Genomic DNA, 25,575 nt, shown 5'->3' with positions numbered 1-25,575 from the left:
ATGCTAATCGCAGTTTCCGCCGACTTCTTGCTCCAGACTATACACTGCCCGTTGTCCACCAATAAGTGGAGGACGGGTGAATGCCGCTGTCACACGTGCTTCGCCAATCCAGCGAAGACTTGGGCGAAATGGAACAGCAATGGATCGCAGATGCATGCCAATCAGCGTTTCGCCGATGTCTATCCCGGCATGGGCCTGCACGTTCGCCGCCAAACACGCGTCACTCATAGAACGATAGGCGACGGTGGCCATAGAGCCTCCTGCTGTACGAACAGGAACAGCTGCAACCTCCGTCAGTCCCAGTCGCTCCAGCACAGCCCGTTCAACGACCAGCGCTCGGTTCAAATGCTCACAGCATTGAAACGCCACATCAAAGCCATACTCCCTGCGAACGGACTCTACTCCAGACAACAGTTGCTGAGCCACATCGAGCGCTCCCGCCGTACCAATCCGACTTCCAGCCACTTCACTTGTGCTAACGCCAATAACCAGCAGGCGGCCAGCCTTGAGACTGGCTGCTTCTGCGATTTCCCGCACAACAGAAGTGGTCTGTGCTTCTAGCGAAATCTCATGATCCAATTGTCCCACTATTGGAACCCCCTTTGGTTGAACAGCCTCTCAGAGACTAGGCACGGCCTCATGCCCCAAGTTCAACACACTCTCTCCTGATCACAATCTGACTATATTATAGCCGATGTTTCAGATTTCGAGCAGAAAAAATGGAAGAACCTTTAAAGGAATCAACTCTCAGCTAACAATCTGGCTCAACTTGTATATGAAAAAAGAGCAGTCCACACCTATGTGGAATTGCTCTTTTGCCCAGGCGACCGGCCGTATATCCGATGCTCCATCGTGGTTAATCCCACTTTTGTCGCCAGTTACATCGGATTCTCATTTTTCCACCTTATCTTAACGGATTTGCCGCCGAAAATCAACAGATTCCGTACAAAACAGATGAGTAATACCAATTTTATTCGGAAGAAGCCTTTAGCTTGTCCAGCAGCTTATGCAGCGCCGTACGGATTTCTGCAGCTGTGACATCGTAGTCTTCTCGCGAACCGCCAAACGGATCTGAAATATCAAAGCCCGGAATCCGTTGGTGTAATTCAATCATTCGTTCACGTTCCTGCGCCGATAGCTCTTGTCCGAGTGAAGCCATCAACTGCTGTGAAGCATATAAACCATCCAACTCCTGTACATCATTCAACACCGCATCCCGGTTCTCCACATATTCCTTAAGCGTAAATACTTTGCCCGCCGTTTGGGGAAAGCGCTGAATTACGTGCTGTTTATGTCCTTGCGTCAAGGTTAAGATCAGATGCGCCCACCCGGCAAGCCCGTCGCTCAAAGGGGTTGAAGTGATTTGATCGGATATATCGTGATCACGTAGAACCGCCTCTGCATGTCGGGATATCGGCGTGCCTTCCATCGCGGCTACTCCCGCAGAACGCACTTCCAGTTCTAGCCCATGCTCAGCAGCCAACTTACGCAGCATCCCTTCAGCCATTGGACTGCGACAGGTATTCCCTGTGCATACGAATAAGATATTCTTCAACGTTTTCACCCCCCGTATGTTAAAAAAATATATAAACAGAGGATTACTATAATCCTAATCCTTTACGATAACCCTGCACTTATTTTACACTGTCTACGCTAAAATCAAAACATAAACATAAAGCCGAATGCCAACAAAATGGCACCCCCCACTGCTTCCCCATAATCTCCTAGATTACGGCTGACCTTGCGACCCAGCAGCAGGCCCAGCATCGCCATTGCTCCCCCGCAAAAACCAAACGCCAGAACGGACAGCACCAGATCACTCTGGAACATACCTAGTGACACTCCTACAGAAAATGAGTCAACGCTCACCCCAAGTGCAAACAGCAAAAGGCCTAAAGGCGAACGATGATCCAATACCTGTACGCCGTCCCCTTTAAAGGAATTATACACCATATGCCCGCCCAAAAGGATGAGTAGACCCCCTGCGAAGTAGGCCGTCACATGACCTAATAAAGAACTCATATAATGGCCTGTGAACATTCCCAGTAATGGCATCAGAATATGAAAAAAGCCAATGACAGTACTGATGCGCAGCACGTCTCGCAGGCGTATCCCCTTCATGCCGATCCCTACGCCCAGCGATAACGCATCCATTCCTAGCGCTACCGCCATGATTAGAATCGTTACAACCTGCCCGGCATGGGCAGAGGCTGCCAGCATACTCCATCCCTCCATTATCCGTCTGTTCTTGTACACGTTATGCGGACAAGGGGCAAATCAGTACAAGCATGTACTGGAAGTACCCAATACCGAGACGAGGAGGGAGGAAAATTTAATATAAGAGGCTCTGATTCGACAGAAGCTACAAGCGGACGATTCGGTGACCTGCCGCTTTAAGCAGGCGGTTCATGACGGCGTCTCCCAATCCCTTCGGCGGACAGGATTCCGCCAAAATGTAGGTGACGCCGTCCTCGTCGCAGCGACGCAGCACGCCGTACAGGCGCTGCGCCGCCTCATGGAGCGCGTCCAGCTTGCCTAGCGTATAGACGCGCTCTCCGGCGTAGCCGGCGGCATGCTCGTCGAACGCGAGCACTGCCGTGCGCTCCCCGCGCGCGGAAGCCTCCGCCAGCGCGGCGCGAATCCAGCCCGTCACCTCAACGGACGACGGGCCTTGTACCACGCTCAAGCGGCCTCGCGGCGCGTAGTGCGTGTACTTCATGCCTGGCGAGCGCGGGGCCGGGCTGTCCGCGTCTTCCCCGGGCGTAACAGTCAACGCCGGGTCCAGCACGACGGCGCGAGCAACCGCAGCGAGCTGCTCAGCCGTCACGCCGCCGGGGCGCAGGATGGTGACGGTTCCGTCGTCACCCGCCTGCACCACCGTGGACTCCAGCCCCACCCCCGTGGGACCTCCGTCCAAAATGCCACCGATGCGGCCCTCCAGATCCTCTCGCACATGCTGTGCAAGGGTGGGACTGGGTCTTCCCGACCGGTTGGCGCTTGGCGCAGCCAGTGGACAACCCGCTTCAGCGATCAAACGAAGGGCTATCGGATGATCCGGCATGCGCACTCCGACTGTATCCAGCCCGGCTGTCACACGCGATGACAGTGCCTGCGGCACTACCGGCAATACGAGAGTCAGCGGTCCCGGCCAGAACATATTCATCAGCGCTCGGGCTGTATCGTTTATTTCTGCTACCATACCCTCTAATTGATCAGCATTAGAAATATGTACAATGAGCGGGTTATCGGAGGGACGTCCTTTGGCAGCGAATACCGCCTCCACCGCTTTTGTACTACGAGCATCGACCCCCAGGCCGTACACGGTCTCCGTAGGAAAGGCTACCGTCTCTCCAGCTTGGAGGAGTACGCCAGCCTCCCGTATGCCCTTTTCCGCCGCGATCCGAGTCTGTTCAGCCCAAACTTCGTCAGAAACATCCCCGTCAATGTTGCTCACAGGAACCAAACATCTTACATCCCACCATTGGGTATGGGAAGACCTCAATGCCTGCTTCAGCTCGCAATTTTCCTGTTCGTCCAGCTTTTGCTCCGATTTTTCCTTTTGCACAAAATCTCCGCGCAAGTCTTGCATTTGATTCGATTTATCACTCATATCAGATCATCCCATATCTTATTGTCATATACAGGCCAGTGATTTCGCTTGATCCTATAAGGCTACTTTGAAAGATCAGTTTATTTGGCTCTGCCATGTGTATATCTATCGTAAGCTCCATTATAGCATATGGGGAAAGTTACACTCCTCAACGTTTAGGCAAACAAGCCACTCACCCAGCTACACAGTCCCGCAAGTGCATCCCACAGAAAAAAACGTACTTCCGGCTCCTTGTCAGCGGCATTCGTCCGACTTTCTCCGTGATCCGTTTTTGCCGATACTGTTTGTGCCGCTGCTTCCCCGCTGCCTGCATCAATAAAGCACAGCGGAGGAAACAGCACGCACCACCAATTTTGCCCTTTTCCTTGCCCCAGCGTAACCCGAAGCGCTTCATAATTCCCTGCTGGGTAGACCAGACCACCGTACATTTTCGTCGGGAAAGGTACGCTCGCCAGTTCCACCTGATGATCATATGCAATGCCGCGACGAGCCAGTTCCGTACCTACCAAACGGTCAATTTCAGGTAAATGAGCACCAATCAATGATCTAGCTTGATCTAAGCTTTGCGGGTTTTCCAGCTCACCCACCCAGGCATTCATCTGCTGTACAATAGCGTCCCGTATTTCGCGTTTAACCAGCTGATCCTCCGGACGATCCGAGTTGGCCAAAATACGCAGTCGAATGGAGTCATGTGGAATCACATTCAGCCCTGTTGTAGCTACTCCTGATGCTAAGGTTCCTCTTGTTCCAGTGGTCATAGCAGCATCCGTCTTTTGACCTTCCCAAGACATCATTAATATCGAAATACAAAATAGTATCATTGCAGCTTGCTTGATCCAACTTCTCATCTTCGTCCCCCCAAACCCAAACTCTATCATGTCTATCAGTCTGTCCGGTTTGGGAGAGTCTAAACCTATGAATCTTGTAAAAGATTCAAGAACACTTTACAGATCTTCAATACACCCTCAAATCATGCTACACCAAGCTTCTGACCCTCACCGAGGAATATAAAAAAGCCCAGATTTCACAATCTGGACTCTCTCGTTGCACCGTTTCAACCCACACAAATACCAATCAGTTTCAAGTCAAAATCCACCTGCACTAGGCTTTTTTCGCCTTCGTCAAGCTTACTCTGGAAGGCTGCGGCAGATCGTCCTCCAGCTCTTGGCCGTGTATCTTAATGCTCATAATGACGCCCACACTCGCCATGTTGATAATCAGGGAAGTCCCGCCGTAACTGATGAACGGCAGCGTAATCCCTGTCAGCGGCATGATATTGAGGAAAGCACCAATATTTTCAAAAATCTGATACAGCAGCATTGAGACAATTCCCACAATTATATATGGTCCTGACCGATCCCGGCACTCTAGGGCAATGACAATCATCCGGTAAATTAGGATAAAGTACAACACCAACAATAGCGACGAACCAGTAAAGCCAAACTCTTCTGCCACTACAACAAAGATCGAGTCTGCATACGTATACGGCACACGCCCGGATTGAACTGAGCTACCTTTCGTAAATCCTTTACCAAGCATTCCACCCGAGGATATAGCCAACTTACCATTTCCTGTCTGATATTTAGCATCTCTAGTGGCCTCTTCTGGAACAAGCCAAGGATCAAAGCGGTTAACCAAGTGAGGTTTTCCAATAGTATCAGATAGAAAATGCTTAGCCTGGTCATGATAATGCGTGTACCAAAATATCCCTGAGCCAGCCATTCCCGCTATGAGCAGTAAACCAATCAACGCATGAGCCATCTTTATATTTCCAATCCAAAGCATACCAAACATAATAATAATATAGCTTAGCGCATTACCCAAGTCGTTCTGAGCTAATACGAGCACAAATGGTAGAAAAGTGATCATACTTATCGGCACTACATCACGCCAGAAGAGCATTTGTGCTCTTTGCTTATTCCTGCGTACTAATATATAGGCCATGAAGAGAATTAGGATCAATTTAAATAATTCCGCAGGTTGAATACTTAATCCCCCTATATCCAGCCAACCGGATGCATTATTCTTTTTCTCACCTACAAAGATCGTCAACAAAAGCAAAAAAATCCCGAATCCGTAAATATATATGGAATTCCTTATAAACAATCGATAATCGAAAATACTCAGACCCAAAATCACCAGAAAACCAAGCACATAAAAAATAATCATTTTGATGTAGTCATTACCATGACCCTGTCCTGTTTTTTCAAAATAGATACCAGCACTGTACGTTGCAAATACACTAATGATCATCAACATCACGAGGATGAAAATGATACCCGTATCCATCTTTTTCAATTTCCGAAGCATAAGAATCCTCCAAATCAGGTAGTTGACTATATCCTCTTATTCTAAAGTAAATGTATAGCAAATGAAACTACCGATAAAATGTACGTTTCTTCACCAAAATCCGACATTTTATTTATTAGTACATATATAACATCAGTCCCTTAGGCCCATTCAAAGCCTTCTTTTTTTACGAGATAATACAAATATACAAAAAAAAGGAGGATTGTGGTTTGCTGTCGAAAAAAATTATTTTAAATATGGAGGACTAATCATGTTTCTTAGAAAAGTGAGTTTAATTTTAGTTGCATTGACTCTCGGTATCTGTTCCTTCGGGAATATAAGCTTTGCTGAAAAAGCCCCAGAATCTGAAGCTAACCAAGTGGTTAAAGACTTCCTCACATCTATGGTAAGTGGTGACTTTACAAAAGCTACATCTTTGGTTGTGGATCAGCGCTTCTCTAACTCTGAGGAACAAATTAAAGAATATAAAGCATTCAGCAGCACTACAGACTTAAGCTCTCTTGAAATTTCTTCAGTTGATACTGAAAACAGTAACTCATTATACGTAAATTTAAAGGATAATTCCGGGAAACCTGAAACCGGAAAAGTAATACACGTAAAAAATATTGATGGAACATGGAAGATCATATTAGGTAATACTTCAGATGAACAAAGAAATATATCCACCAACGCCTTTGTGGATAGTTTCCAGTATAATGGATTGCAATATGGCGCTACCTACACCGGTACCTTTTCTATTCCAAGTGGCGTCAGCAAAATCATGCTACAAGGTTGGCAATACTCCAGTAATTCATATCCAGCCAATGTGTCTTATCAGCTCGCCCAAAAAGATTGGTTGGGCTATAAAACCTTTGGAGATCCGGTAGATGTTGACCAGGACGGTAATTACTCTATAAATTTATTCGGAGCATCATCTGGAAGTAACTTTTGTGTTAGGATCTTTGTAGGAAATAGCGCGACGGTTAATCTCTCGGCCAACATTTCCCATCCTTAACATTTGTACATTTTCAATACAGTAATTAAAAGCACCCTCCAGCCTTCCTCTTCAGGAAATCTGGAGGGTATTTCCCAATTCCTAATACTCCTCTTTATTCATCTTTTACACCTAGGACATGTCGTTCGATCCCAGCAAGGTCAGGAACGATTATAATGTTCTTCCAATGACCCGCCTGTTCCAGCAGGTCAGCCACGTCTCTGGCCTGTCCCATCCCCAATTCAAACCCGATTAGCCGGGGCGGAGCCTGAAGGAGTTCGAGCTGCTCCAGCATTGCCCGATACGGGCCGAGCCCGTCAGGACCACCATCCAACGCCATCCGCGGCTCATGGTCGCGTACCTCTGGCTGTAAGCCAGCGATGTCAGCAGCCGGGATGTACGGCGGGTTGGACACGAGAATGTCCACCGCCGTTCCCTCGAACGGCGCCAGCAGATCGCCCTCACGGAATTCTACGACTGCGCCGTTCGCAGCGGCGTTATGAGCCGCTACTTTTAACGCGGCAGCCGAAATATCCCCTGCCGCCACGCGCCAGCTCGGTCGCTCAGCCGCCAGCGTCACGGCAATCGCACCGCTGCCCGCGCCGATGTCGAGCGCCTGCGGAGCGCCGCTTGGCCACAGCCGATCACCGTGCTGGAGTATCGCCTCGACGAGCAGTTCTGTCTCCGGGCGTGGGATCAGCACCGACGGCGAAACCATGAACGGGCGGCCATAGAATTCCTGCCGTCCGATAATATACTGCGCCGGTTCACCCGCAGCTTTGCGGGCTATGGTCCGTTCCCACGCCTCCTTGGCGGTGGAAGGGAACGGATCACCCAGAGCGGCGTAAAACGCCGTACCTTCCAACCCGAGCACATGCTCCAGCAGCAAACGGGCATTATGCTGCGGCTCCAGAACGCCACAGCTTCCTAAAAAAGAAGAAGCCTCAACTAAGGCTTCTCTGACACTCATGTTCCGTTCCGGCGACATCCGATACACACAATCGCGTTCGTTCCCCAAAACTTAAACCTCTTGTTCCATCAAATCAGCCTGCTCTGCAATCGTGAGCGCCGATACGATTTCTTCGATCTCCCCGTTCATCACCTGGTCCAACTTATGCATAGTTAGGCCAATACGATGATCCGTTACACGGCTTTGCGGGAAATTGTAGGTACGTATACGCTCACTGCGGTCTCCGGTGCCTACTTTGCTCTTACGCTCGCCTGCATATTTGGCTTCCTCTTCCTGACGCAACATATCCGAAATACGGGCACGCAAAACTTGCAGTGCCTTCTCCTTATTGGAGTTCTGGGATTTTCCGTCCTGACAGGTTGCCATAATACCTGTTGGCATATGCGTTACACGCACCGCCGACTTGGTCGTATTAACGGACTGTCCGCCCGCACCACTGGAACAGAACGTATCCACGCGAATATCCTTATCGGAAATTTCAATATCCACTTCTTCGGCCTCAGGCATAACAGATACTGTAGATGTCGACGTATGAATACGCCCACCTGATTCCGTCGTCGGAATCCGCTGTACGCGGTGTGCGCCGCTTTCGAATTTCATCTTGCTGTATGCACCACGACCGTTAATCATGAAAATAACCTCTTTAAAGCCCCCGAGATCATTCATGTTCGCGTCCATCAGCTCTACACGCCAGCCTTGAGTATCGGCATAACGAGTATACATCCGATACAAGTCAGCTGCGAACAGTGCCGCTTCGTCACCACCTGCTGCACCACGAATCTCAATAATAACGTTCTTATCATCATTCGGGTCCTTTGGCAGCAGCAAAATACGGATTTTTTCATCCAGCTCCCGCTTGCGAACACTCAGTTCTTCAATCTCCATTTTGACCATTTCACGCATCTCGTCGTCCAGCTTTTCACCCTGCATGGTTTTTGCAGCTTCCAGCTCTTCAACGACATTTTTATATTCGGTATATGCTTCATAAGCAGGCTGTAAATCAGACTGTTCTTTGGAATAATCTCTAAGTTTTTTGCTATCGTTCGCTACATCCGGATCGCAGAGCAGTTCGCTCAGTTTATCGTAGCGGTCCGCCAATGATTGCAATCGGTCCAACAAGCGATTCACCTCTTCAGTTAAATTAATATGAAACCAGCTTCAATTCCACTGGCTACAGCTCTCTATTATACCAACTAATTCATGAATTAGCTACAAGAAATACTGACTAATTTAGGATTTTGCAAAAATCCACACAACATGCAAAACAATAAAAAAAGTCGCCGCCCTAATATAGGCAGCGACCACGTAATCTAGCACCTTTCAGAACACACATACATTAAGTCATCGTCTTTTATATATCCGAATCAGGTATTGTATTCTGGAAATTATATATTAAACATTAAAACGGAAATGCATAACGTCTCCGTCCTGCACTACATATTCCTTACCTTCCAGACGAAGCTGACCACGTTCCTTGGCCCCGTTCATCGAACCAGCAGCGACCAAATCGTTGTAGGATACAACCTCAGCACGAATAAATCCGCGTTCAAAATCCGTATGAATTACGCCCGCAGCACCCGGTGCCTTCGTTCCTTTGTGAATCGTCCAAGCGCGTACTTCCTGCACACCTGCTGTGAAATACGTATACAGGCCCAGCAAGCGATAAGCTGCTTTAATCAGACGGTTCAATCCAGATTCAGCTAATCCCAGCTCCTCGAGGAACATCGCCTTGTCTTCGCCTTCCAGTTCAGCGATTTCAGATTCTACCTTGGCGCTGATCGGCACCACTTCTGCATTTTCCGCCACGGCAAAATCGCGTACCTTTTGCACATATGGATTGCTGTCCGCTTCCGTTACGCCATCTTCGCTAACATTAGCTGCGTAGAGTACAGGCTTCATCGTAAGCAAATGAAGATCGCGTACAATCAACCGTTCTTCATCCGACAATTCTAAGCTACGCGCAGGTTTATCAGCATACAGCGATTCCTTGATCCGCTCCAACACTTCTACCTCTTGGGTGTACTGCTTGTTGCCACCCTTCATGTTTTTGCGGGAACGTTCAATACGCTTGTCTACACTTTCGATATCCGCCAGAATCAGTTCCAAATTAATGGTCTGAATGTCGCTGATCGGGTCAATTTTGCCGTCCACATGGGTAATGTTCTCATCTTCAAAGCAACGTACCACATGTACAATCGCATCCACTTCACGAATATGAGCCAGAAATTTGTTACCCAGACCCTCGCCCTTGCTCGCGCCGCGCACAAGTCCTGCAATATCAACAAATTCAAATGCCGTTGGCACCGTTTTATTCGGCACAACCAGTTCGGTCAGCTTATCCAGCCGCTCGTCTGGTACTTCAACGACGCCTACATTGGGGTCAATCGTACAAAATGGATAGTTTGCGGATTCCGCACCCGCCTGCGTTATTGCGTTAAAAAGTGTTGATTTGCCCACGTTCGGCAAGCCCACAATCCCCGCTTTTAAAGCCATAATCAGAACAACTCCCGTTTATATAAAATATGCGTTATGCCATCCGTTAGTTTACCAACCCACATTATATATGAGAACCTATACACGCGGCAAGCATACGGTTATGAAATTCAGGATATTGCTATATCCCTATTTAGATTTCTTTGCTCATCTGGATATCTGTAATCCGATAGCCCGACTTGCGATATACATGCAAAGCTCGCTCATTATGCCCAAATACATGCAAACCGATGCGTACAGCTCCCAGCCTGCGAGCCTCCTGTTCCAAAGCCTCCATCGCCAGCGTGCCTAGACCCCTCCCTTGGTATGAATCGTATACAAGAATATCCAGTAGGAAAGCTTCTTTTCCTTGCACCCCATCCGTAATATTGAACCAGATGTAGCCAGCTTCCTCCTGACTCTGCTCCCCGGCATCGGAAAACATCAACATATACAGGTGAGCATGAGGTGTGTCTAGTCTCTGTGGCAGGTATCGAGCAAAACTTTCTGCCGCACGTTCTGGTGCTTCTTCTACCGTCCATGTACCTGCTTGGATTTTCTCATCCGCATAGTCGGCAAGCGAGCGTTGTTCAAATCGATCATATTGCTCCGCATTCATCGGAACCAATGTAATAAGTCCGCTCATCCGTTTACCTTCTTTCTTAGTCGAGTCGTATCTTTGAGTCCTTCTATTCCATCTACCCCAATACCAAACATAACCGTGCGGAGCTCCAGTTCCACCTGCTCCAAACGTGCCTCCAGCGCTTCCCTAGAGGCAACCGCAGAACCGAGCAAAGAACGCCCGAAGCCTGCCATGTCAGCTCCCAAAGCAAGCGCCTTCGCTGCATCGACACCGTCTCTCAGTCCACCGCTGCCGATCAGAGCACCATGTGGCTCAGCGGCTCTGACTTCCACGATACAATCAGCGGTCGAGTTGCCCCAATCCGCAAATGCCTCCGCCGCCGCGCGACGCACAGGATCAGGATTGCGAAATTTCTCCACTTGGCTCCAGCTTGTCCCGCCTGCGCCAGCGACATCTATAAAGGCTGCACCCGCATCATACAGTCTCGATGCCGTCTCGCCATCTATGCCCCAACCTACTTCCTTCACTCCTACAGGCACTGAAAGCTGACGACACAACTCCTCAATGCGCTGAAGCAAACCGCTAAAATCCAAATTCCCTTCAGGTTGAAAAATCTCCTGCAATCCGTTCAAATGCAGCACCAACATATCGGCTCCAGCAATTTCCACTGCACGGCGACAATCGTCTACGCCAAATCCGTAGTTCAGCTGCACCGCACCCAGATTGGCAAGGATCGGGATACTGGGTGCCAGACGGCGAACCGCAAAGGTTGAAGCCAGTTCTTCCCTTTCCACCGCAGCCCGTACCGAACCGACGCCCAGCGCCCAGCCGCGTCTCTCCGCTGTCTCTGCTAGTCGCTCATTAATCGCTCCCGTCTCGGCGCTGCCGCCTGTCATGGAGCTAATAAGCAGCGGTGTTCGTACAGCTCGTCCTAAAAAAGTAGTATCCAGACGAACCTCGTCAAAATGCAACTCCGGCAGAGCGCAGTGCTTGAAGGCATACCGCTCCAACCCACTGGTGATGCCATGTCCGGCTACATCTTCTTGCAAACAAAGGCGGACGTGCTCAATCTTCCGTTCACCTGTCCTTGCGGCAGGCAGCAAAGAGCCGGATTTGTTAAAACCGTCAGGTGCTCCCTTTATATTCTCCGTACTACTCATCTATGTCCCACCTCATCCAAAGTCACTCTGTTATTGCATCAAGTTCAAGAAGCACAAATAAGACCGTTCCCGAACACGGTAACCGATCTATTTATCGTCTCTTATATTCAATATCGTAGCCCTTAAAGTGGCTATTTTAAGATACTTTCATTGTATCATGGATGGAAAAATATATACACGATCGTGAACATTTTTTCTTACCCATAGGTCATGTTCAAAATTCGCAATAAACCAGTTATTTCGGAAACTCTACAGAAAAGCCGCTCCTAATGGAGCTGCCGCTTTTCTGCAAAATGCCTACTCGAAAGGACGATCCCTATCCCAGCAAGATAAAGGCCATTACAATCTCCTTCATCCCTTCATCGAATCAGGTACAGATGAAATGCTTTCTGCTTGTTCCTTCGTACGTCCATGTCCAAATTTGAATACCAGAATACCACCGATAATGACCAATACTCCGATCAACTTGTTAAAGGTAAAAGGGATCTTTTCTAATCCCAGCCATCCTAACGAATCCCACAACAGGGCCGTACCTAATTGCGCCGTCAATACAATGGAGATCGCATAGGTCGGGCCAAGTCGCTTCATTCCTTGCACCAGACAGAACACAACACCGACACCAATCATGCCACTGAACCAGTACCACGGCTGCATATGCTGTAAAGTAAATGTATTTTTCCCTTCAAAAATAAGACTTCCGAGTAAGGAAGCCACGAACCCTGTTCCCAGCACCAATGTTGTTGTAGCCCACGATCCTGTCCGTTCATTCACCTTATTATTGAATATCGTTTGCAGACTGACCAAGGCACCTGCGATAATCGCCAATACAATTCCTAATAACATATGTTAACTCTCCCTTGATGATCCTTGATATTCTTCTGCTTTTATAAAAGCCCATATTACAATGATTCATAAATATTATGTCCTGCCAGTTCACTCAAACCTTTTCTGTCCCGAATGACAATGTAGCCTTTTGTCCGTTCAACCCATCCATCTTCAATCATTTTGCGAATAACACGGTTGAGATGTCTATAGCTGGTTCCGATCAAATTCGCCACATCTACCAGACTGGATGCACGTAATTCCTCATGAAAAGCCGTATTCGATTCGTCAAAAGAAACCGATAGCAGGTAGCTTGCCAGCCTGACTTCCACCGGATACATGAGATTGAAACTGGAAAAGTCGGAGTCCAGGCAAAACTTTCGCGTGACAATATCCAATAGAAATTGCAGCAAAGGAGCATAGTCTCTGCCGTATTTGTTCATCCATTGGTGGTGAATACCGATCACATAGATCGGAGACACTGCCTCTACTGTGTTGATGACGTGACTACTCCGAATATATTCAACATCTCCTATAACCTCGATCGGTGTTTTGAAGCAAAGGATCAGGGTTTTCCCTTCTGTAGAGCTGGTATAAATCTTGACCTTGCCCTGCACCAGTATATATAGATGCTCGATGGGGTCCCCCTGTAAACAGAGCTTTTCCCCTTGCTCCAAACGATGCAACGACAAATAAGGATGTAGTGGCTCGTAGAGTATGGATTCCAACTCATGCAGCTGCAAAAAATATTTTAGCTGCTCTTGATCCTGAATTTCTCTCATTCCTAAGCTCACCTTCAATTTCTACATTCTAAGCTTCTTTACAAGTTAAATTTCTATTTTAAAGTTTCAGAATAATTACACCCGCAATCATCATACCAATACCTATAAATTGTGGAAGCTTCATCTTTTGCTTCACTATACCGAACCATCCCTTAATATCCACCAGGAAGGTTAAACACAACTGCGCAATCAACAACGCCGAGATCGTGAACGTAACCCCAATATGTTGGATTGCCGTGACTTCACTAAATATAATAATTGCCGCAAAGGCACCGCCCCAAAGATACATCGTCTTTACCTGTTTCAGTTCAGCCACATTGCCATCCCTTGTAAACATCCAGACTAATGCTGCCAAAATAAAGCCTATTAGCTGAGTAACAGTGGCCGCCTGCCATGTACCGATATCCTGACTAATCCGTGTATTTGCTACCCCCTGTAGCGTAATACACGCTCCTCCCAGAAAAGCAAACAAGATTCCTCTCATAAATCGTTATTCTCCCCATGTAAATGACTTTTCTATATATTAAATTATAGGGCAGACTTCTTATAAAGGACATATGTCCTCAACGAATAGTAAAACATCTTCCATTTCATTCTATTTACTATCCGCGTCAATCCTGCACACTTGCGTTAATAACTTGACAGTATCCCATCATAAAACTGCATGTTCCGGCACGATAAAATGGAATGCAGCATTCAATTGAGGAGTTGATCGTCATATGACTACACGTGATCCGCTGCATTCTGTGCCGGAATATCAAAGAAGAACTGAGAAAAAGGGTCGGGCTTTTAAAATCGCCATTCTGGTACTTATCCTCTGGCTGATTGCCGTCATGCTGTATCAGACCCATAAACCCTTGCCTCCGTTCGTCTCTTATGAGAGTCAGGAGTATTCGACCCATGAGGTAAACTTCTGGACAGATTTGACCTATCCCACCGGGGATGGAAGCACTGCACAGCATGAAGGTCAAATTTTGAATCGTATGCTCGAGATCATTGATGAAGCTGAGCAATTTATTGTCATCGACCTGTTTCTGTTCAATGACTATAAGCATAAAGGTCAGCACTTCCCCCAAGTCAGCGCACAAATGACCGATCATCTTATTGCCAAAAAGAAAGCTCATCCGGATATGCCTATCTTTTTCATTACAGATGAAGTCAATACCAACTATAATTCTGCCCCCAATCCTTTGTTGGAGAATATGAAGCGAGCAGGGATTCAAGTCGTGCAGACCGATGTAGACCCTTTGCGGGACTCCACCCCCATCTATTCGGCAGTGTGGCGTACCTTTTTCCAATGGTTCGGGCAGCAGGGCACAGGTTGGATTCCCAACCTGATGGCCAGTGACGGACCTGATGTTACGGCTCGCTCCTATCTTAAGCTGTTGAACGTCAAGGCCAATCACCGAAAATTGGTTGCCAACGAACAGACAGCGCTCATTTCTACAGGCAACGTGCACGACGCGAGCGCCTATCACTCCAATGTAGCGCTGGAGGTGAAGGGGCCTATCATCGGAGACATTTTACAAACAGAGCAGGCGGTGTTGGACTTTTCGGGCGGTGGACAGCTTCCTGCCTATACACCACAGGCCGAACCCAAAGTTCCATCGAGTAAGGACAGCTATCGGATCAAGTATCTAACTGAGGGCAAGGTGTACACCTCAGTTCTGGATGGCATTGCGCAGACGAAGAAAGGTGACAGCATTCATATGGGCATGTTTTATTTGGCTGACCGCAAAGTATTGAACAGCCTGCTGGATGCCTCTGCCCGCGGTGTAAACATCCAACTGCTGCTGGACCCCAATCAAAACGCGTTTGGTCAGGAAAAAATCGGCATCCCCAATCGTCCGGTTGCCCAGGAGTTGTCCGATAAATCGGGCGGGAACATTCAAATTCGCTGGTATCATACCACCCATGAGCAATTCCATACCAAACTGATTTATATCGCCAAGGCGCAAGGAGAGCATATCATTTGGGGTGGCTCTACCAATCTGACCCCCCGTAATCTGGATGATTTGAATCTGGAAAATGAGTTGTGGGTGGCCGCTCCGGCAGACAGCAAGCTGACCCGACAGGTTGCGGCCTATTTTGATAAGCTATGGAATAATCAGGGGGCTGAATACAGTTTGGATCTAGCAGCTTACGAGGATCATTCAACATTTTGGAAAGATATTATATACCGTCTACAGGATATTTTAGGCTTTACTACATTTTAACTACGGGATATGCTGTAGCGAATTCGTTTATGCTTACAGCAGCGGTGAAAGCAGCCGCGCGAGCGATTCCATCAAACGTTTGAACAGACGTTTTTTCATGAATTCTTCGCGTACGATCAGACTGGCAGAGTGCAAATCTCGTTCGTAGTCTGTTACCATCTGCTGCACACTGTGCGTTTGAATTAACAGGGCGTTAACTTCAAAATTCAAATGAAAGCTACGCATATCCATATTGGCTGTCCCGATCGTCGCAACTTCCCCGTCAATGATGAGGAGCTTGGAGTGGAGGAACCCCTTCTCATATTCATATACCTTGACTCCAACCTCCAGTAACGACTGGAAGTACGAATGAGACGCGAGAAACGGTAGCCATTTATCCGGTTTTGCGGGAAACAGAATACGCACGTCCAACCCGGACAAGGCAGCCATCCGTAAGGCAGTCAGGATATCTTCATCCGGGATAAAATAAGGCGTGGCAATCCAGACTGATTTTCGGGCGGACGTGATCATGGAGAAAAAGAGATTTTTGAGCACTCTCCGCTCATTATCCGGGCCACTGGCAATAATCTGCACGCCTCCGTCCGTAATTGGTTCAATATTGGGAGACAGATATTCGCTATCGAGCACCGACTCACCCGTCATGTGAAGCCAATCTTGTAAAAATATAAGCTGCAACGTCCGCACAGCTTCGCCCTTCACAATCATATGCGTATCACGCCAAAAGCCGTAGGCTTTGTTGCGACTGAGGTACTCGTCTCCCACATTTAGGCCGCCGATTAATCCGATATTACCGTCAATGACTACAATTTTACGGTGATTACGATAGTTTACCCGGCTGGAGAAGAACAAGATCCGAGCGCCGCCGTACGCAACAACCTCTACTCCTGCATCTCTCATTTCCTTCAAAAATGACTTCGACAACTGAATACTGCCCACCGCATCGTACATAAACCGAACCTTAACACCCGCTTTAGCCTTTTCGATCAAAATTTTCTGAATGCTGGTACCGATATCATCCGACCGGAAAATGTAATATTCCATATGGATATGATGCTGCGCCTTGCGCAGTTCTTCCAGCAAAGTGGAGAAGGTTTCATCTCCATTGTTCAGAATTTGAGTTTCTGTCGCAAAATAAATCGGGGAGCGGGCCAGTCTGCGTGCCAAACGCATTAACTGCTGCTGCTCACCTGTAAAGCAGGTCAGATCTCGTTTGACTCGCAAAGCATCCTTTTCTATGCGGTCGTAAGCCTGTTGGTCACGCAATGCCTTTTTATCATATTTGCGACGCTTGAATACATTTTGCCCAAACAGAAAATAAAGAGGAAGTCCAACGACTGGCAGCAATGCCAGCAGCAAAATCCAGGACATCGTAGTGGAGGGATTACGATTCTCCGTAAAAATAATCAGACTGATGGAGATCACTGTCAGGGTGGAAAAAATACTGATGACAGTTCCTTCATTTTTGCCGATGTAATTAAACAAGCCAAAATAATAAATAATAAACACCATAGCCGCGATCAATACGGCCAGTAAGCTTCGCCTCATAACTAACCTCACTTCCAGTGGACTGCATTTGACAAGTATTCTTCATTATATTGTACATGAGCCCCTTATTTCTTCCCACTTTTTTATTAAAATGTTGATAAAAAAATCCAAAGAAAAGCTTTATACAAAAACGCAATGATGCTGGGTTGACACTTACTTTTTTTCGTGCAAGAATAAACTAACGAACGTTAGGTAGGTGACAATAATGGGGATGGAAGAGATTCGAAAGGCCGCTCTTTTTCAATTTGCCACCAATGGGTATGAGGGAGCCTCCTTGAGCAGTATTGCCGCTGAAGTCGGTATCCGAAAACCGTCTATATACGCGCATTTCCAAGGCAAGGAGGATCTGTTTCTACAGGTGGCTAGGTACGCTTTTCAAGAGCAGAATTTACGTATTTTCGAATACTTTACGGAACGTAAAGATCAGCCGCTTAAGCATACCCTGCATGACTTCTTGTTTTGGATGGGACAGGAATATGAGAGCAACGACTCAGCCAAGTTTATGCTTCGCTTTTCCTTCTTTCCGCCTGTATCGTTGTATCACGAGGTGCTGGATATTGTTAATCCTTTTCTGGATAAAATGGAGCGAAAATTAACTCGCCGCCTCCGGAATACACGGGATCGGGAACCCTTTGGGCATATGGAGCCAGTGGATGTGGCTTTGGCTTACATGACCCTGGTGGACGGGGTCATGGTGGAGCTCCTATACAGTGGAAGCATCAACTACCACCGAAGGCTGAACGCTGCATGGCCTATTTTTTGGCGTGGGATTACGTTAACCTCACCTCATGAAGCATGAAGCCGTCGAACTTATAAAATTTATTTTTAAGGAGAACATTCATCATGAATCGCAGTTGGATTTACGTTTTTGTTGGAGGCCTGATTGAGGTGGTATGGGTATCGGGTTTGAAGCATGCGGACTCTATACTCGCCTGGATTGTAACGGTGCTGGCTGTGGTGGCCAGCTTTTATTTAATCATGAAGGCTGCGAACCGACTGCCTGTAGGCACAGTGTATGCTGTATTCACCGGACTAGGGACGGGGGGAACAGTCGTAGGCGAAATGCTGCTATTCGGAGAACCGTTTCAATGGTCCAAAACGCTATTAATCGCCCTTTTGCTGGCAGGTGTGGTCGGCCTGAAGTTAGTTACCGACCGTGATGTTCAGGAAGGGAGTGGCGCATAATGGCTTGGATTGCATTGGTTATCGCGGGGTGCTCGGAAGTGTTAGGAGTCATCGGTATGAAGGGAGTTACGGTGGGCAAAGGCTGGAAGTCCTTAGTGCTTATGGTCCTATCCTTTGTTCTTAGCTTCTCTCTACTCAGCTATGCCATGAAAAGTTTGCCTATGGGCACCTCCTATGCCGTATGGACAGGCATCGGAACGGTTGGCAGCACGATTACAGGCATGTTCTTGTACGGTGAACAAAAAAGCGTACTGCGCGTTTTATTCATCGCCATGATTCTTGCCGCAGCGTTGGGATTAAAGCTGATATCTTAGCATGAGCGAATGGCATCAAATATTGCAAATTGCTGATCTTAAAGGAGTGATGCCTTGTGATTACCACCGTAACGCTTAACGCGGCTGTGGATAAAATCTACATGGTTGCAGGCTTCGGTTTGAATGCCGTCCACCGCATGGAAGGCGGCCTGACGGTGCCGGGCGGCAAGGGCGTGAATGCCGCCCGCGTCATCCGCACGCTAGGCGAGCCTGTACGAGCGACCGGGTTTGCTGCCGGACACACCGGACGGCTGCTCATTGACGGGTTGAGCGTAGAAGGCGTAAGCGCTGATTTCATTGAAACGGCACATGGGGAGACCCGTCTCGCCATTACCGTGCTCGACCCGTCCGCGCGCACGCAGACCGAGCTGATTGAGAGCGGACCGACCGTTGGGCCGCTTGAATTAGCCGCACTGCGGCGCAAAATCGAGACCCTTGCCGAGGAATCGGCTTGGGTCGTATTCTCCGGCAGCCTGCCACCCGGCTGCCCGCCCGATCTGTACGCCGAGCTGTGCACGCTGGCGAAGGCGCGCGGCGCGCGGGTAGCGCTGGACGCGAGCGGTGAGGCGCTGCGCTTGGGGCTGCGCGGAAAGCCCGACCTCGTGAAGCCTAACGAGGACGAGGCTGCTCGCTTCGCGGGAATTGACGCCGCGCGCCCGGATGCCGCTGAAGCAGCGGCATCAAAGCTGCTGGAAGCCGGAGCGCAGCTGGCCGTCATCTCGCTCGGCGCGCGCGGGGCGCTGGCGGTAACGCACGATGCGCGCTACCGCGTGAGCCTGCCAGACGCGGACATTGTCAGCGCGCTCGGCAGCGGTGACGCTATGGTCGCCGGGCTGGTCACCGGCGCAGCTACGGGGCTGGATCTCCCTGCCATGCTACGGCAGGGAGCGGCCTGCGGCACAGCGGCAGCTCTGCACGCCATGGCCGGGAAGATCGAGCTCCAGGACGTGAAGCGTCTGGAGCAGGGCATTACGGTGACGCTGTTGTAATTCAGCGTCACTTTTTTTTATTTTATCCAAGCATTCGCTTATCTTCATTTCACAAATACAGTTATTCCGAATGCTCTATATTCCAAATGTGGGTTTTCGAGTTGCTTACAGCAAAACCCTGTTTTCCAGTATATTTTTCATACAAATATGCGACTTCGAAGGCCCCAGCTTAACTAATGAATCCTGAAGCTCTGCAATTTCCTCTACCGACGCGGTTTGTACCTTAATGAGATAATTAAATTCCCCACTGATGCGAAATAAATCAGTGACTTCCTTCGCCTCTCTACAAAATTCAACCAACTCTTAATGTGGATGAAATATATCAAAAAGCCCTTACCCACGGAGCAAGAACCTTTGTGGAACCCAATCAGCTTACACTTGGCGAACCTCCTCTAGTTGTAACAAATGCATTAGTCCACAGCCCCAATGGTGAGGTTATCGAATTTATCGAGGATGTTGATTTTGATATGTCCTTATCTAGCAATAAGTAATTCTCATAGCTATTAAAAAAATCCACTTCCCGGTGAAGTAGGATCTTTTTATATTCCATACAGCTCTGTCGTTATCTCTATGGAAGAATTAAACGGTTCCTAAAAAACATCCGATATATTGATTATCGCTTTGTTTAAAGGAGTAGATTATCATCTCAATTGATTTCAATGTGTATTGGTTTCATTTTAGTTCCGAATTGCTGATGCCATTGTTCAGCTTGATTGGACTGCTACTCATCTATAGCACCAACCTAAGCCTCAACCGGGTTGGCAGCAAGATTAAGGTATTATACAATCCATCTAACCCTCGGGACGCCCGAATTGCAGGCGGTGTAAATGGTGCAGGCTGTCTGGCCTTTATGCTGTTTTTGATCGGTGTTCCCTTTGCTTTGAGCGGGGTATTCGCTGTATTGAAATTTTTCTTCTAACCAGGTTTGGATCACATACTGGTAATAAAATTTATCGCCATATACATTGCCAGGCCTAAAATAATCAGTGCCGATATTTTGTTGAGCACAGTCCCAAACTTCCCTTCTGAATCCATACGTCCCACGAGACGCCCTGCCGTTGCCAGACCGATAAACCATATCCAAGATACGGACACGGCGGCCAGACCAAAGGCCCAGCGTTCCCCGCCGTCATATTGGAGGGAGCTGGTTCCAATTACGCCAACCGTGTCGAGTATGGCATGTGGATTCAATAGCGATACCGAAGCGGCAAAAATCATCTGGCGTTTCGGCCGCATCGCCTGACTTTCTCCCGAGGAAGCTGCCTTCGATCTCCATAAAGTCCAGGCCATATACAGCAGAAACAAACAGCCCGCCGCATAGAGTACGTTCGTGAGCCATAGAAATTGCTGCAAAATAAGAGACACGCCCCCAACCGCAAGCGTGATCAGGATTGTATCACAGACACCCGCTGTAATGACAGCAGGCAGTGCATTGCGAAACCGCGACTGGGACGCCCCCTGATTAAATACAAATACATTTTGTACCCCCAAAGGCAAAATCAATCCCAATGCCAATAAAACAGCATGGATAATAGCTTCCAGCATAATTATATTCCCCCAAATTTAGTCCATCATATTTCTCTAGTATTTGCTCTCCTAAATAGTCCTCGCGCAGGAAGCTTGTACGTTTCTAATCCTCTCGTATTTCCTTTAAATTCTTCACGTTCTGCGTGTTCTGTTGTACACTATGCTTCAACTGCTCTAACGCAAGCTCGTAGTCCCGCGGATTATTCATATTGAACGCGGCCTTATGCCACATGTCTTCACTCACCCGCGGCAAATCCTCTACCGTCGCATAACGAACGTTCAGCTTGTTCAACCAATCGGTGAGACGAAGCTGTCTATTGCGCAAACATTCCTCGGCAGACGGCAGCACGCTCCGATGGTACACAGCCAGCAACGGATGTATACGTCCATCCATAGAAGGTATTACTGCTTGCAATGTTGGTTCCGTCGTTCCATGCAACTCCGTCCATTTCTCAGTTACAACGAGCAGGTCTTGCAGCACCTCTAGCTGTATAAAAGGCATATCACAAGCGACAACCATTCCCCACTCCGTAGTAGATGCAGATAATCCCGCATGAATACCGCTTAGGGGTCCCATACCTGGAAAAACATCAGACACAGTTTCCATACCACTCAGACCATATCCTTGGTTGTCACGAGTGACTATTACAACCCGCTGGGCAACCTGCTGCAATGTAGTATACGTCCGTTCAAGCATAGTGGCTCCATTGATCTCAAGCAAAGCCTTATCCTGTCCCATTCGGCTGGAACGTCCTCCTGCGACGATAATACCAGTCACTTTCATAAATAAATCCTCCTTTTTTTTCAGAAAACAATTGCAAATATGCATATGAATTTTTGAACAAAATTTAATTATTACATAATTGTTAATTTATTGGTTTGTTAACCCTTTCAACACATGATACATTGGAATAAAGAACCTCCCCACAGATCGGCATCGATGCGCAGTTCTCTATCGGGCTAAGAAAGGAATGGCTTGTCTTGCAAAAGAGAGAAATTCAAGAGACTCCTCTATATTCCTTAAAACTGTATAATTTTTTTCTATATGGAGCTATGGTCATTTTCTCCAGCTTCTTCCCGTTGTATCTGCAAGATATCGGCATGGACAAGCTGGAGATCGGGAGTCTGATGGCCATCGGGCCTTTTGTATCCGTATTTGCGAACCCTTTTTGGGGCTATACAAGCGACCGGAGCCGTAACCTCCGACGTATTCTGCTATTTATGATTATAGGTACCTTGTTATTGCTACAAGCTTTGTTTCATGTCCATACGTATATCATGATTTATGTTTCGATGATTGGTTTTTATTTTTTCCAAAGCCCTTTATTTGCGCAAAGCAACAGCCTGATTCTCAGTTATATTGAGGGCACAGACCGGAAATTTGGTGCATTCCGTATATGGGGCTCTTTCGGTTGGGCAGTGACAGCAGCAGTTGCCGGCATAGTTATTGACCAAACGGGGATATCCAGCATATCCACCATCTTTACGGTACTTCTTCTGGCTGCTTTGATCTGCACCTTGTCGATTCCACCACTGAAAAGCACTGTGGAGACAGCAACCATCCATTTACGCGGCTTTGGCAGTGTTTTAATGAACGGATACTTTATATCCTTTATTTTATTGGGCATCCTTGTATCCATCCCGAATTCGATCAACAGCGCCTTTATGTCCCTGTACATCACCGAGCTGGGTGGGTCCAAACAGATGCTTGGTTTTGCTGTTTTTATGTCATCGGTATTCGAAATTATTGTATTTTTGCTGTTTGATCGCTTCTTGAAGAAAAGAATGACTGTGATGGTCGGCTGTTTGGCACTCGTCAGTTTGCTGTTTGCCTTACGTTGGGAACTGATGGCTCTGGCCACAGACCCGATTCAGATTGTGTTCATTCAGGCACTTCATTGCGTCACCTTCGGTGGATACTTCTATGTAGGCACCCAGTTGACCGTCCTATTTACCCCTGCAGCATACCGATCATCCGGACAGGCCGTATATACCTTGACCTGGAGTGGTATATCCGGTATCGTAGCAGGTTTTGCGGGAGGATGGCTATTCCAGAACTTTGGTGGAGAAATGATGTACCATGCAGGGGTGTTCTTCGCCCTACTTGGATCTGCGGGATTCGCTATCATGTGGTATATGCTGTACAAGAACGGTTATCAGCCAGGACTGCCAGCGGGCACAAACGAATAGAAGAAGCCCCTTAACAACACTAGAGGAATGAGCTATCCTCCCTTCTGGCTCGTTAGCAAAGACAATAGAGTATCGTCAAGTCAATGATCATGTATAAAGAGTGTGCATGCGTAAAATAAAGGAGTCTGCCGACGGCAGACTCCTTTTCAACTTGGTCGCACGAAGCTACCATCTCTCCCACACTTTCCACCAGCCTATTGCTTAGGCAATTGGAAAGAGCTTTTCAACGATACAACACGGTTAAATACAGGCTTACCCGGTTGGGAAAGCTTCGGATCGACACTGAAATAACCATGACGGAAAAATTGGAACTTGTCCTGTGATTGAGCTTCTTTCATGTTCGGCTCGACATAACCATGAGCAATTTCTAAAGAGTTCGGGTTCAATTGGTCAAGGAATGTTTTTTCCGATGCATCCTCTTCAATCTCTTCCGTGTTCTCTGCGTTAATCAAAGGCTCATACAAACGGAATTCGGCAGGTACAGCCTGAGTAGCCTCTACCCAGTGGATCGTGCCTTTCACTTTACGTCCAGTAAAGCCTGATCCGCTCTTGGTTTCTATATCATAGGTACAGTGGATTTCCGTTACATTTCCGTCTGCGTCCTTAATCACATCGTTACATTTAATAAAGTAGGCATGCTTGAGACGTACTTCATTACCAGGGAACAAACGGAAGTATTTGCTTGGCGGATTTTCCATGAAGTCCTCACGCTCGATATAAATCTCACGGGAAAACGGTATTTGACGTGTACCGAGTTCCGGATTTTCAGTATTGTTTTCCGCCTCCAGCATTTCAACTTGTCCTTCAGGATAGTTTGTGATAACCACCTTCAACGGATCTATGACTGCCATGGTGCGGGGTGCCTTAAGCTTCAAATCCTCACGTACAAAATGCTCCAGTACCTGCAAATCGATGACTCCGTAGGCTTTGGAAATGCCTGTCTCATATACGAAGCTGCGGATGGCTTCCGGCGTGTAGCCGCGACGACGTAAACCGGAAATCGTCGGCATACGCGGATCATCCCAACCATCTACGTGCTTTTCATCGACCAGAAGCTTGAGCTTACGCTTGCTGGTTACGGTTTGAGCCAGGTTCAGCCGTCCAAATTCGTATTGGTGCGGTACCTTTTCCATCTCACATTCAGCTACAACCCAATCATACAGCGGGCGCTGATCTTCGAATTCCAGCGAACAGAGTGAGTGCGTTACTCCCTCAATCGCATCTTCCAGCGGATGAGCATAGGAGTACATTGGATAGATACACCATGTGTCGCCTGTATTGTGATGTGCTGTGTGTGAAATGCGGTAAATAACCGGATCACGTAAATTAATATTTCCTGAAGCCATATCAATTTTGGCACGCAGCACCTTTTCACCATTTTGGTATTTGCCTGCACGCATCTCTTCAAACAGCTTCAGATTATCTTCCACACTGCGATCCCGATAAGGGCTATTTTGCCCCGGTTCGGTCAATGTGCCACGAGTTTCACGGATTTGGTCCGCGCTTTGATCATCCACGTAGGCTTTACCCTTTTGGATCAGCAGGATGGCACGCTTGTACATTTCTTCGAAATAATTGGAGGCAAAATGTTTTTCCTCCCATTCATAACCGAGCCACTTCACGTCCTCCTGAATGGAGTTCACGTATTCCGTGTCTTCCTTCGCCGGATTGGTGTCGTCAAAACGCAAATTTGTGCGTCCTCCGAATTCATCTCCCAACGAGAAATTGATCCAGATAGCTTTGGCATGTCCAATATGCAAATATCCGTTTGGTTCAGGCGGAAATCGTGTAACGACCTCCTTTACCTTACCCGTACGTAAATCCTCTTCAATAACATTTTTAATAAAATTGGGGGGAGTGATCGGCTTCTCCACGCTAATCAACCTTTCTTCCGTATAATCTGTGTAAAACCTGTTCCCTTAAATAT

Annotated in this window: 25 protein-coding genes, 3 pseudogenes and 1 riboswitch; of the genes and pseudogenes, 9 read left to right on the top strand and 19 right to left on the bottom strand. The window is 47.7% G+C overall.

The annotated features are described in order from the left end of the window. Positions 1–3: 3 nt before the first annotated feature. The 6 genes from ACL9RM_RS02500 to ACL9RM_RS02475 form a co-directional block, all read right to left on the bottom strand. On the bottom strand, positions 4–591 hold the full coding sequence (locus tag ACL9RM_RS02500; RefSeq protein WP_250268973.1) for a TIGR01440 family protein: 588 nt from the start codon (positions 589–591) through the stop codon (positions 4–6). Between the two features lie 219 nt (positions 592–810). After that, positions 811–892: riboswitch (ZMP/ZTP riboswitch) on the bottom strand. A gap of 78 nt (positions 893–970) precedes the next feature. Continuing rightward, on the bottom strand, positions 971–1,555 hold the full coding sequence (locus tag ACL9RM_RS02495; RefSeq protein ID WP_029518516.1) for a low molecular weight protein arginine phosphatase: 585 nt from the start codon (positions 1,553–1,555) through the stop codon (positions 971–973). A 104-nt stretch (positions 1,556–1,659) separates the two neighbouring features. Then, positions 1,660–2,220 carry a manganese efflux pump MntP family protein gene (locus tag ACL9RM_RS02490; protein WP_023990719.1) on the bottom strand — a complete coding sequence of 187 codons (561 nt, stop codon included), beginning with the start codon at positions 2,218–2,220 and terminating at the stop codon, positions 1,660–1,662. A gap of 142 nt (positions 2,221–2,362) precedes the next feature. Further along, positions 2,363–3,610 (bottom strand): L-threonylcarbamoyladenylate synthase, encoded by a 1,248-nt coding sequence (locus tag ACL9RM_RS02485; protein WP_250266825.1) that lies wholly within the window; start codon positions 3,608–3,610, stop codon positions 2,363–2,365. A gap of 155 nt (positions 3,611–3,765) precedes the next feature. Beyond that, positions 3,766–4,458 carry a stage II sporulation protein R gene (gene spoIIR / locus ACL9RM_RS02480; protein ID WP_134902589.1) on the bottom strand — a complete coding sequence of 231 codons (693 nt, stop codon included), beginning with the start codon at positions 4,456–4,458 and terminating at the stop codon, positions 3,766–3,768. Positions 4,459–4,711: 253 nt separating this feature from the next. Continuing rightward, positions 4,712–5,920, bottom strand: a complete 1,209-nt coding sequence (locus ACL9RM_RS02475; RefSeq protein ID WP_250266826.1) for an FtsW/RodA/SpoVE family cell cycle protein — start codon at positions 5,918–5,920, stop codon at positions 4,712–4,714. 250 nt (positions 5,921–6,170) lie between these two features. Here ACL9RM_RS02475 and ACL9RM_RS02470 point away from each other — a divergent pair, with 250 nt between their 5' ends. Then, complete coding sequence (locus tag ACL9RM_RS02470) at positions 6,171–6,914, top strand: hypothetical protein (RefSeq protein WP_250266827.1); 744 nt, start codon at positions 6,171–6,173, stop codon at positions 6,912–6,914. A 94-nt stretch (positions 6,915–7,008) separates the two neighbouring features. Here ACL9RM_RS02470 and prmC read toward each other — a convergent pair whose 3' ends face one another. The 8 genes from prmC to ACL9RM_RS02430 form a co-directional block, all read right to left on the bottom strand. Beyond that, positions 7,009–7,911: a peptide chain release factor N(5)-glutamine methyltransferase gene (prmC, locus tag ACL9RM_RS02465; protein ID WP_250266828.1), complete on the bottom strand. Its 903-nt coding sequence runs from the start codon at positions 7,909–7,911 to the stop codon at positions 7,009–7,011. A 3-nt stretch (positions 7,912–7,914) separates the two neighbouring features. Continuing rightward, positions 7,915–8,982 (bottom strand): peptide chain release factor 1, encoded by a 1,068-nt coding sequence (gene prfA / locus ACL9RM_RS02460; RefSeq protein WP_013312344.1) that lies wholly within the window; start codon positions 8,980–8,982, stop codon positions 7,915–7,917. 273 nt (positions 8,983–9,255) lie between these two features. Continuing rightward, complete coding sequence (ychF, locus tag ACL9RM_RS02455; RefSeq protein ID WP_039271572.1) at positions 9,256–10,356, bottom strand: redox-regulated ATPase YchF; 1,101 nt, start codon at positions 10,354–10,356, stop codon at positions 9,256–9,258. 133 nt (positions 10,357–10,489) lie between these two features. Further along, positions 10,490–10,981, bottom strand: a complete 492-nt coding sequence (locus ACL9RM_RS02450) for a GNAT family N-acetyltransferase (protein WP_069290551.1) — start codon at positions 10,979–10,981, stop codon at positions 10,490–10,492. After that, complete coding sequence (gene fni / locus ACL9RM_RS02445; RefSeq protein ID WP_069290552.1) at positions 10,978–12,078, bottom strand: type 2 isopentenyl-diphosphate Delta-isomerase; 1,101 nt, start codon at positions 12,076–12,078, stop codon at positions 10,978–10,980. Before fni ends, ACL9RM_RS02450 begins: the two co-directional genes overlap by 4 nt. 351 nt (positions 12,079–12,429) lie before the next feature. After that, complete coding sequence (locus ACL9RM_RS02440) at positions 12,430–12,921, bottom strand: DMT family transporter (protein WP_039271577.1); 492 nt, start codon at positions 12,919–12,921, stop codon at positions 12,430–12,432. A gap of 56 nt (positions 12,922–12,977) precedes the next feature. Next, the gene (locus ACL9RM_RS02435) at positions 12,978–13,682 is read right to left on the bottom strand and encodes a Crp/Fnr family transcriptional regulator (RefSeq protein ID WP_165177763.1); all 705 of its coding nucleotides are present in this window, start codon (positions 13,680–13,682) and stop codon (positions 12,978–12,980) included. A 58-nt stretch (positions 13,683–13,740) separates the two neighbouring features. Then, a complete protein-coding gene (locus ACL9RM_RS02430) occupies positions 13,741–14,166 on the bottom strand; it encodes a DMT family transporter (protein WP_250266829.1) in 426 nt (141 codons plus the stop codon). 235 nt (positions 14,167–14,401) lie between these two features. Here ACL9RM_RS02430 and ACL9RM_RS02425 point away from each other — a divergent pair, with 235 nt between their 5' ends. Next, complete coding sequence (locus tag ACL9RM_RS02425; protein WP_250266830.1) at positions 14,402–15,898, top strand: phospholipase D family protein; 1,497 nt, start codon at positions 14,402–14,404, stop codon at positions 15,896–15,898. A 33-nt stretch (positions 15,899–15,931) separates the two neighbouring features. Here the strand turns inward: ACL9RM_RS02425 and cls are convergent, their stop codons facing one another. Further along, positions 15,932–17,443, bottom strand: coding sequence for a cardiolipin synthase (cls, locus tag ACL9RM_RS02420; RefSeq protein WP_039271582.1), 1,512 nt, complete (start codon positions 17,441–17,443; stop codon positions 15,932–15,934). 205 nt (positions 17,444–17,648) lie between these two features. On the opposite strand from cls, the gene ACL9RM_RS02415 reads away from it, so the two are divergent. The 4 genes from ACL9RM_RS02415 to ACL9RM_RS02400 are packed head-to-tail and all read left to right on the top strand — an operon-like array spanning position 17,649 to position 19,931. Beyond that, entirely contained in the window at positions 17,649–18,242 is a 594-nt protein-coding gene (locus tag ACL9RM_RS02415; protein WP_322155121.1) for a TetR/AcrR family transcriptional regulator, read from the top strand. A 44-nt stretch (positions 18,243–18,286) separates the two neighbouring features. Next, entirely contained in the window at positions 18,287–18,628 is a 342-nt protein-coding gene (locus ACL9RM_RS02410) for a DMT family transporter (RefSeq protein ID WP_039271586.1), read from the top strand. Next, positions 18,628–18,942: a DMT family transporter gene (locus ACL9RM_RS02405; protein ID WP_013312355.1), complete on the top strand. Its 315-nt coding sequence runs from the start codon at positions 18,628–18,630 to the stop codon at positions 18,940–18,942. Before ACL9RM_RS02410 ends, ACL9RM_RS02405 begins: the two co-directional genes overlap by 1 nt. Before the next feature lie 56 nt (positions 18,943–18,998). After that, on the top strand, positions 18,999–19,931 hold the full coding sequence (locus ACL9RM_RS02400; RefSeq protein ID WP_250266832.1) for a 1-phosphofructokinase family hexose kinase: 933 nt from the start codon (positions 18,999–19,001) through the stop codon (positions 19,929–19,931). A 105-nt stretch (positions 19,932–20,036) separates the two neighbouring features. Here the strand turns inward: ACL9RM_RS02400 and ACL9RM_RS02395 are convergent. Continuing rightward, positions 20,037–20,234, bottom strand: a pseudogene (locus ACL9RM_RS02395) (Lrp/AsnC ligand binding domain-containing protein); the annotation flags it as partial. Positions 20,235–20,236: 2 nt separating this feature from the next. On the opposite strand from ACL9RM_RS02395, the pseudogene ACL9RM_RS02390 reads away from it, so the two are divergent. Then, a pseudogene (locus ACL9RM_RS02390) lies at positions 20,237–20,422 on the top strand (VOC family protein); the annotation flags it as partial. Positions 20,423–20,592: 170 nt separating this feature from the next. Beyond that, entirely contained in the window at positions 20,593–20,850 is a 258-nt protein-coding gene (locus tag ACL9RM_RS02385) for a DUF3592 domain-containing protein (RefSeq protein ID WP_250266835.1), read from the top strand. An 11-nt stretch (positions 20,851–20,861) separates the two neighbouring features. Here ACL9RM_RS02385 and ACL9RM_RS02380 read toward each other — a convergent pair whose 3' ends face one another. Both ACL9RM_RS02380 and mobA read right to left on the bottom strand, forming a co-directional pair. After that, positions 20,862–21,476, bottom strand: a complete 615-nt coding sequence (locus tag ACL9RM_RS02380; RefSeq protein WP_039271593.1) for a LysE/ArgO family amino acid transporter — start codon at positions 21,474–21,476, stop codon at positions 20,862–20,864. 85 nt (positions 21,477–21,561) lie between these two features. After that, positions 21,562–22,242, bottom strand: a complete 681-nt coding sequence (gene mobA / locus ACL9RM_RS02375; protein WP_039271594.1) for a molybdenum cofactor guanylyltransferase — start codon at positions 22,240–22,242, stop codon at positions 21,562–21,564. Between the two features lie 197 nt (positions 22,243–22,439). On the opposite strand from mobA, the pseudogene ACL9RM_RS02370 reads away from it, so the two are divergent. Further along, positions 22,440–23,662, top strand: a pseudogene (locus tag ACL9RM_RS02370) (MFS transporter). A gap of 180 nt (positions 23,663–23,842) precedes the next feature. Here ACL9RM_RS02370 and ACL9RM_RS02365 read toward each other — a convergent pair. Next, positions 23,843–25,522, bottom strand: a complete 1,680-nt coding sequence (locus ACL9RM_RS02365; protein WP_250266836.1) for a glutamine--tRNA ligase/YqeY domain fusion protein — start codon at positions 25,520–25,522, stop codon at positions 23,843–23,845. Between the last annotated feature and the right edge of the window lie 53 nt (positions 25,523–25,575).

The organism is Paenibacillus sp. S29, assembly GCF_049319765.1.
GTDB lineage: Bacteria > Bacillota > Bacilli > Paenibacillales > Paenibacillaceae > Paenibacillus > Paenibacillus polymyxa_B.
The sequence above is the reverse complement of the archived record's forward strand: the minus strand, read 5'-3'. Positions and strand labels throughout refer to the sequence as shown.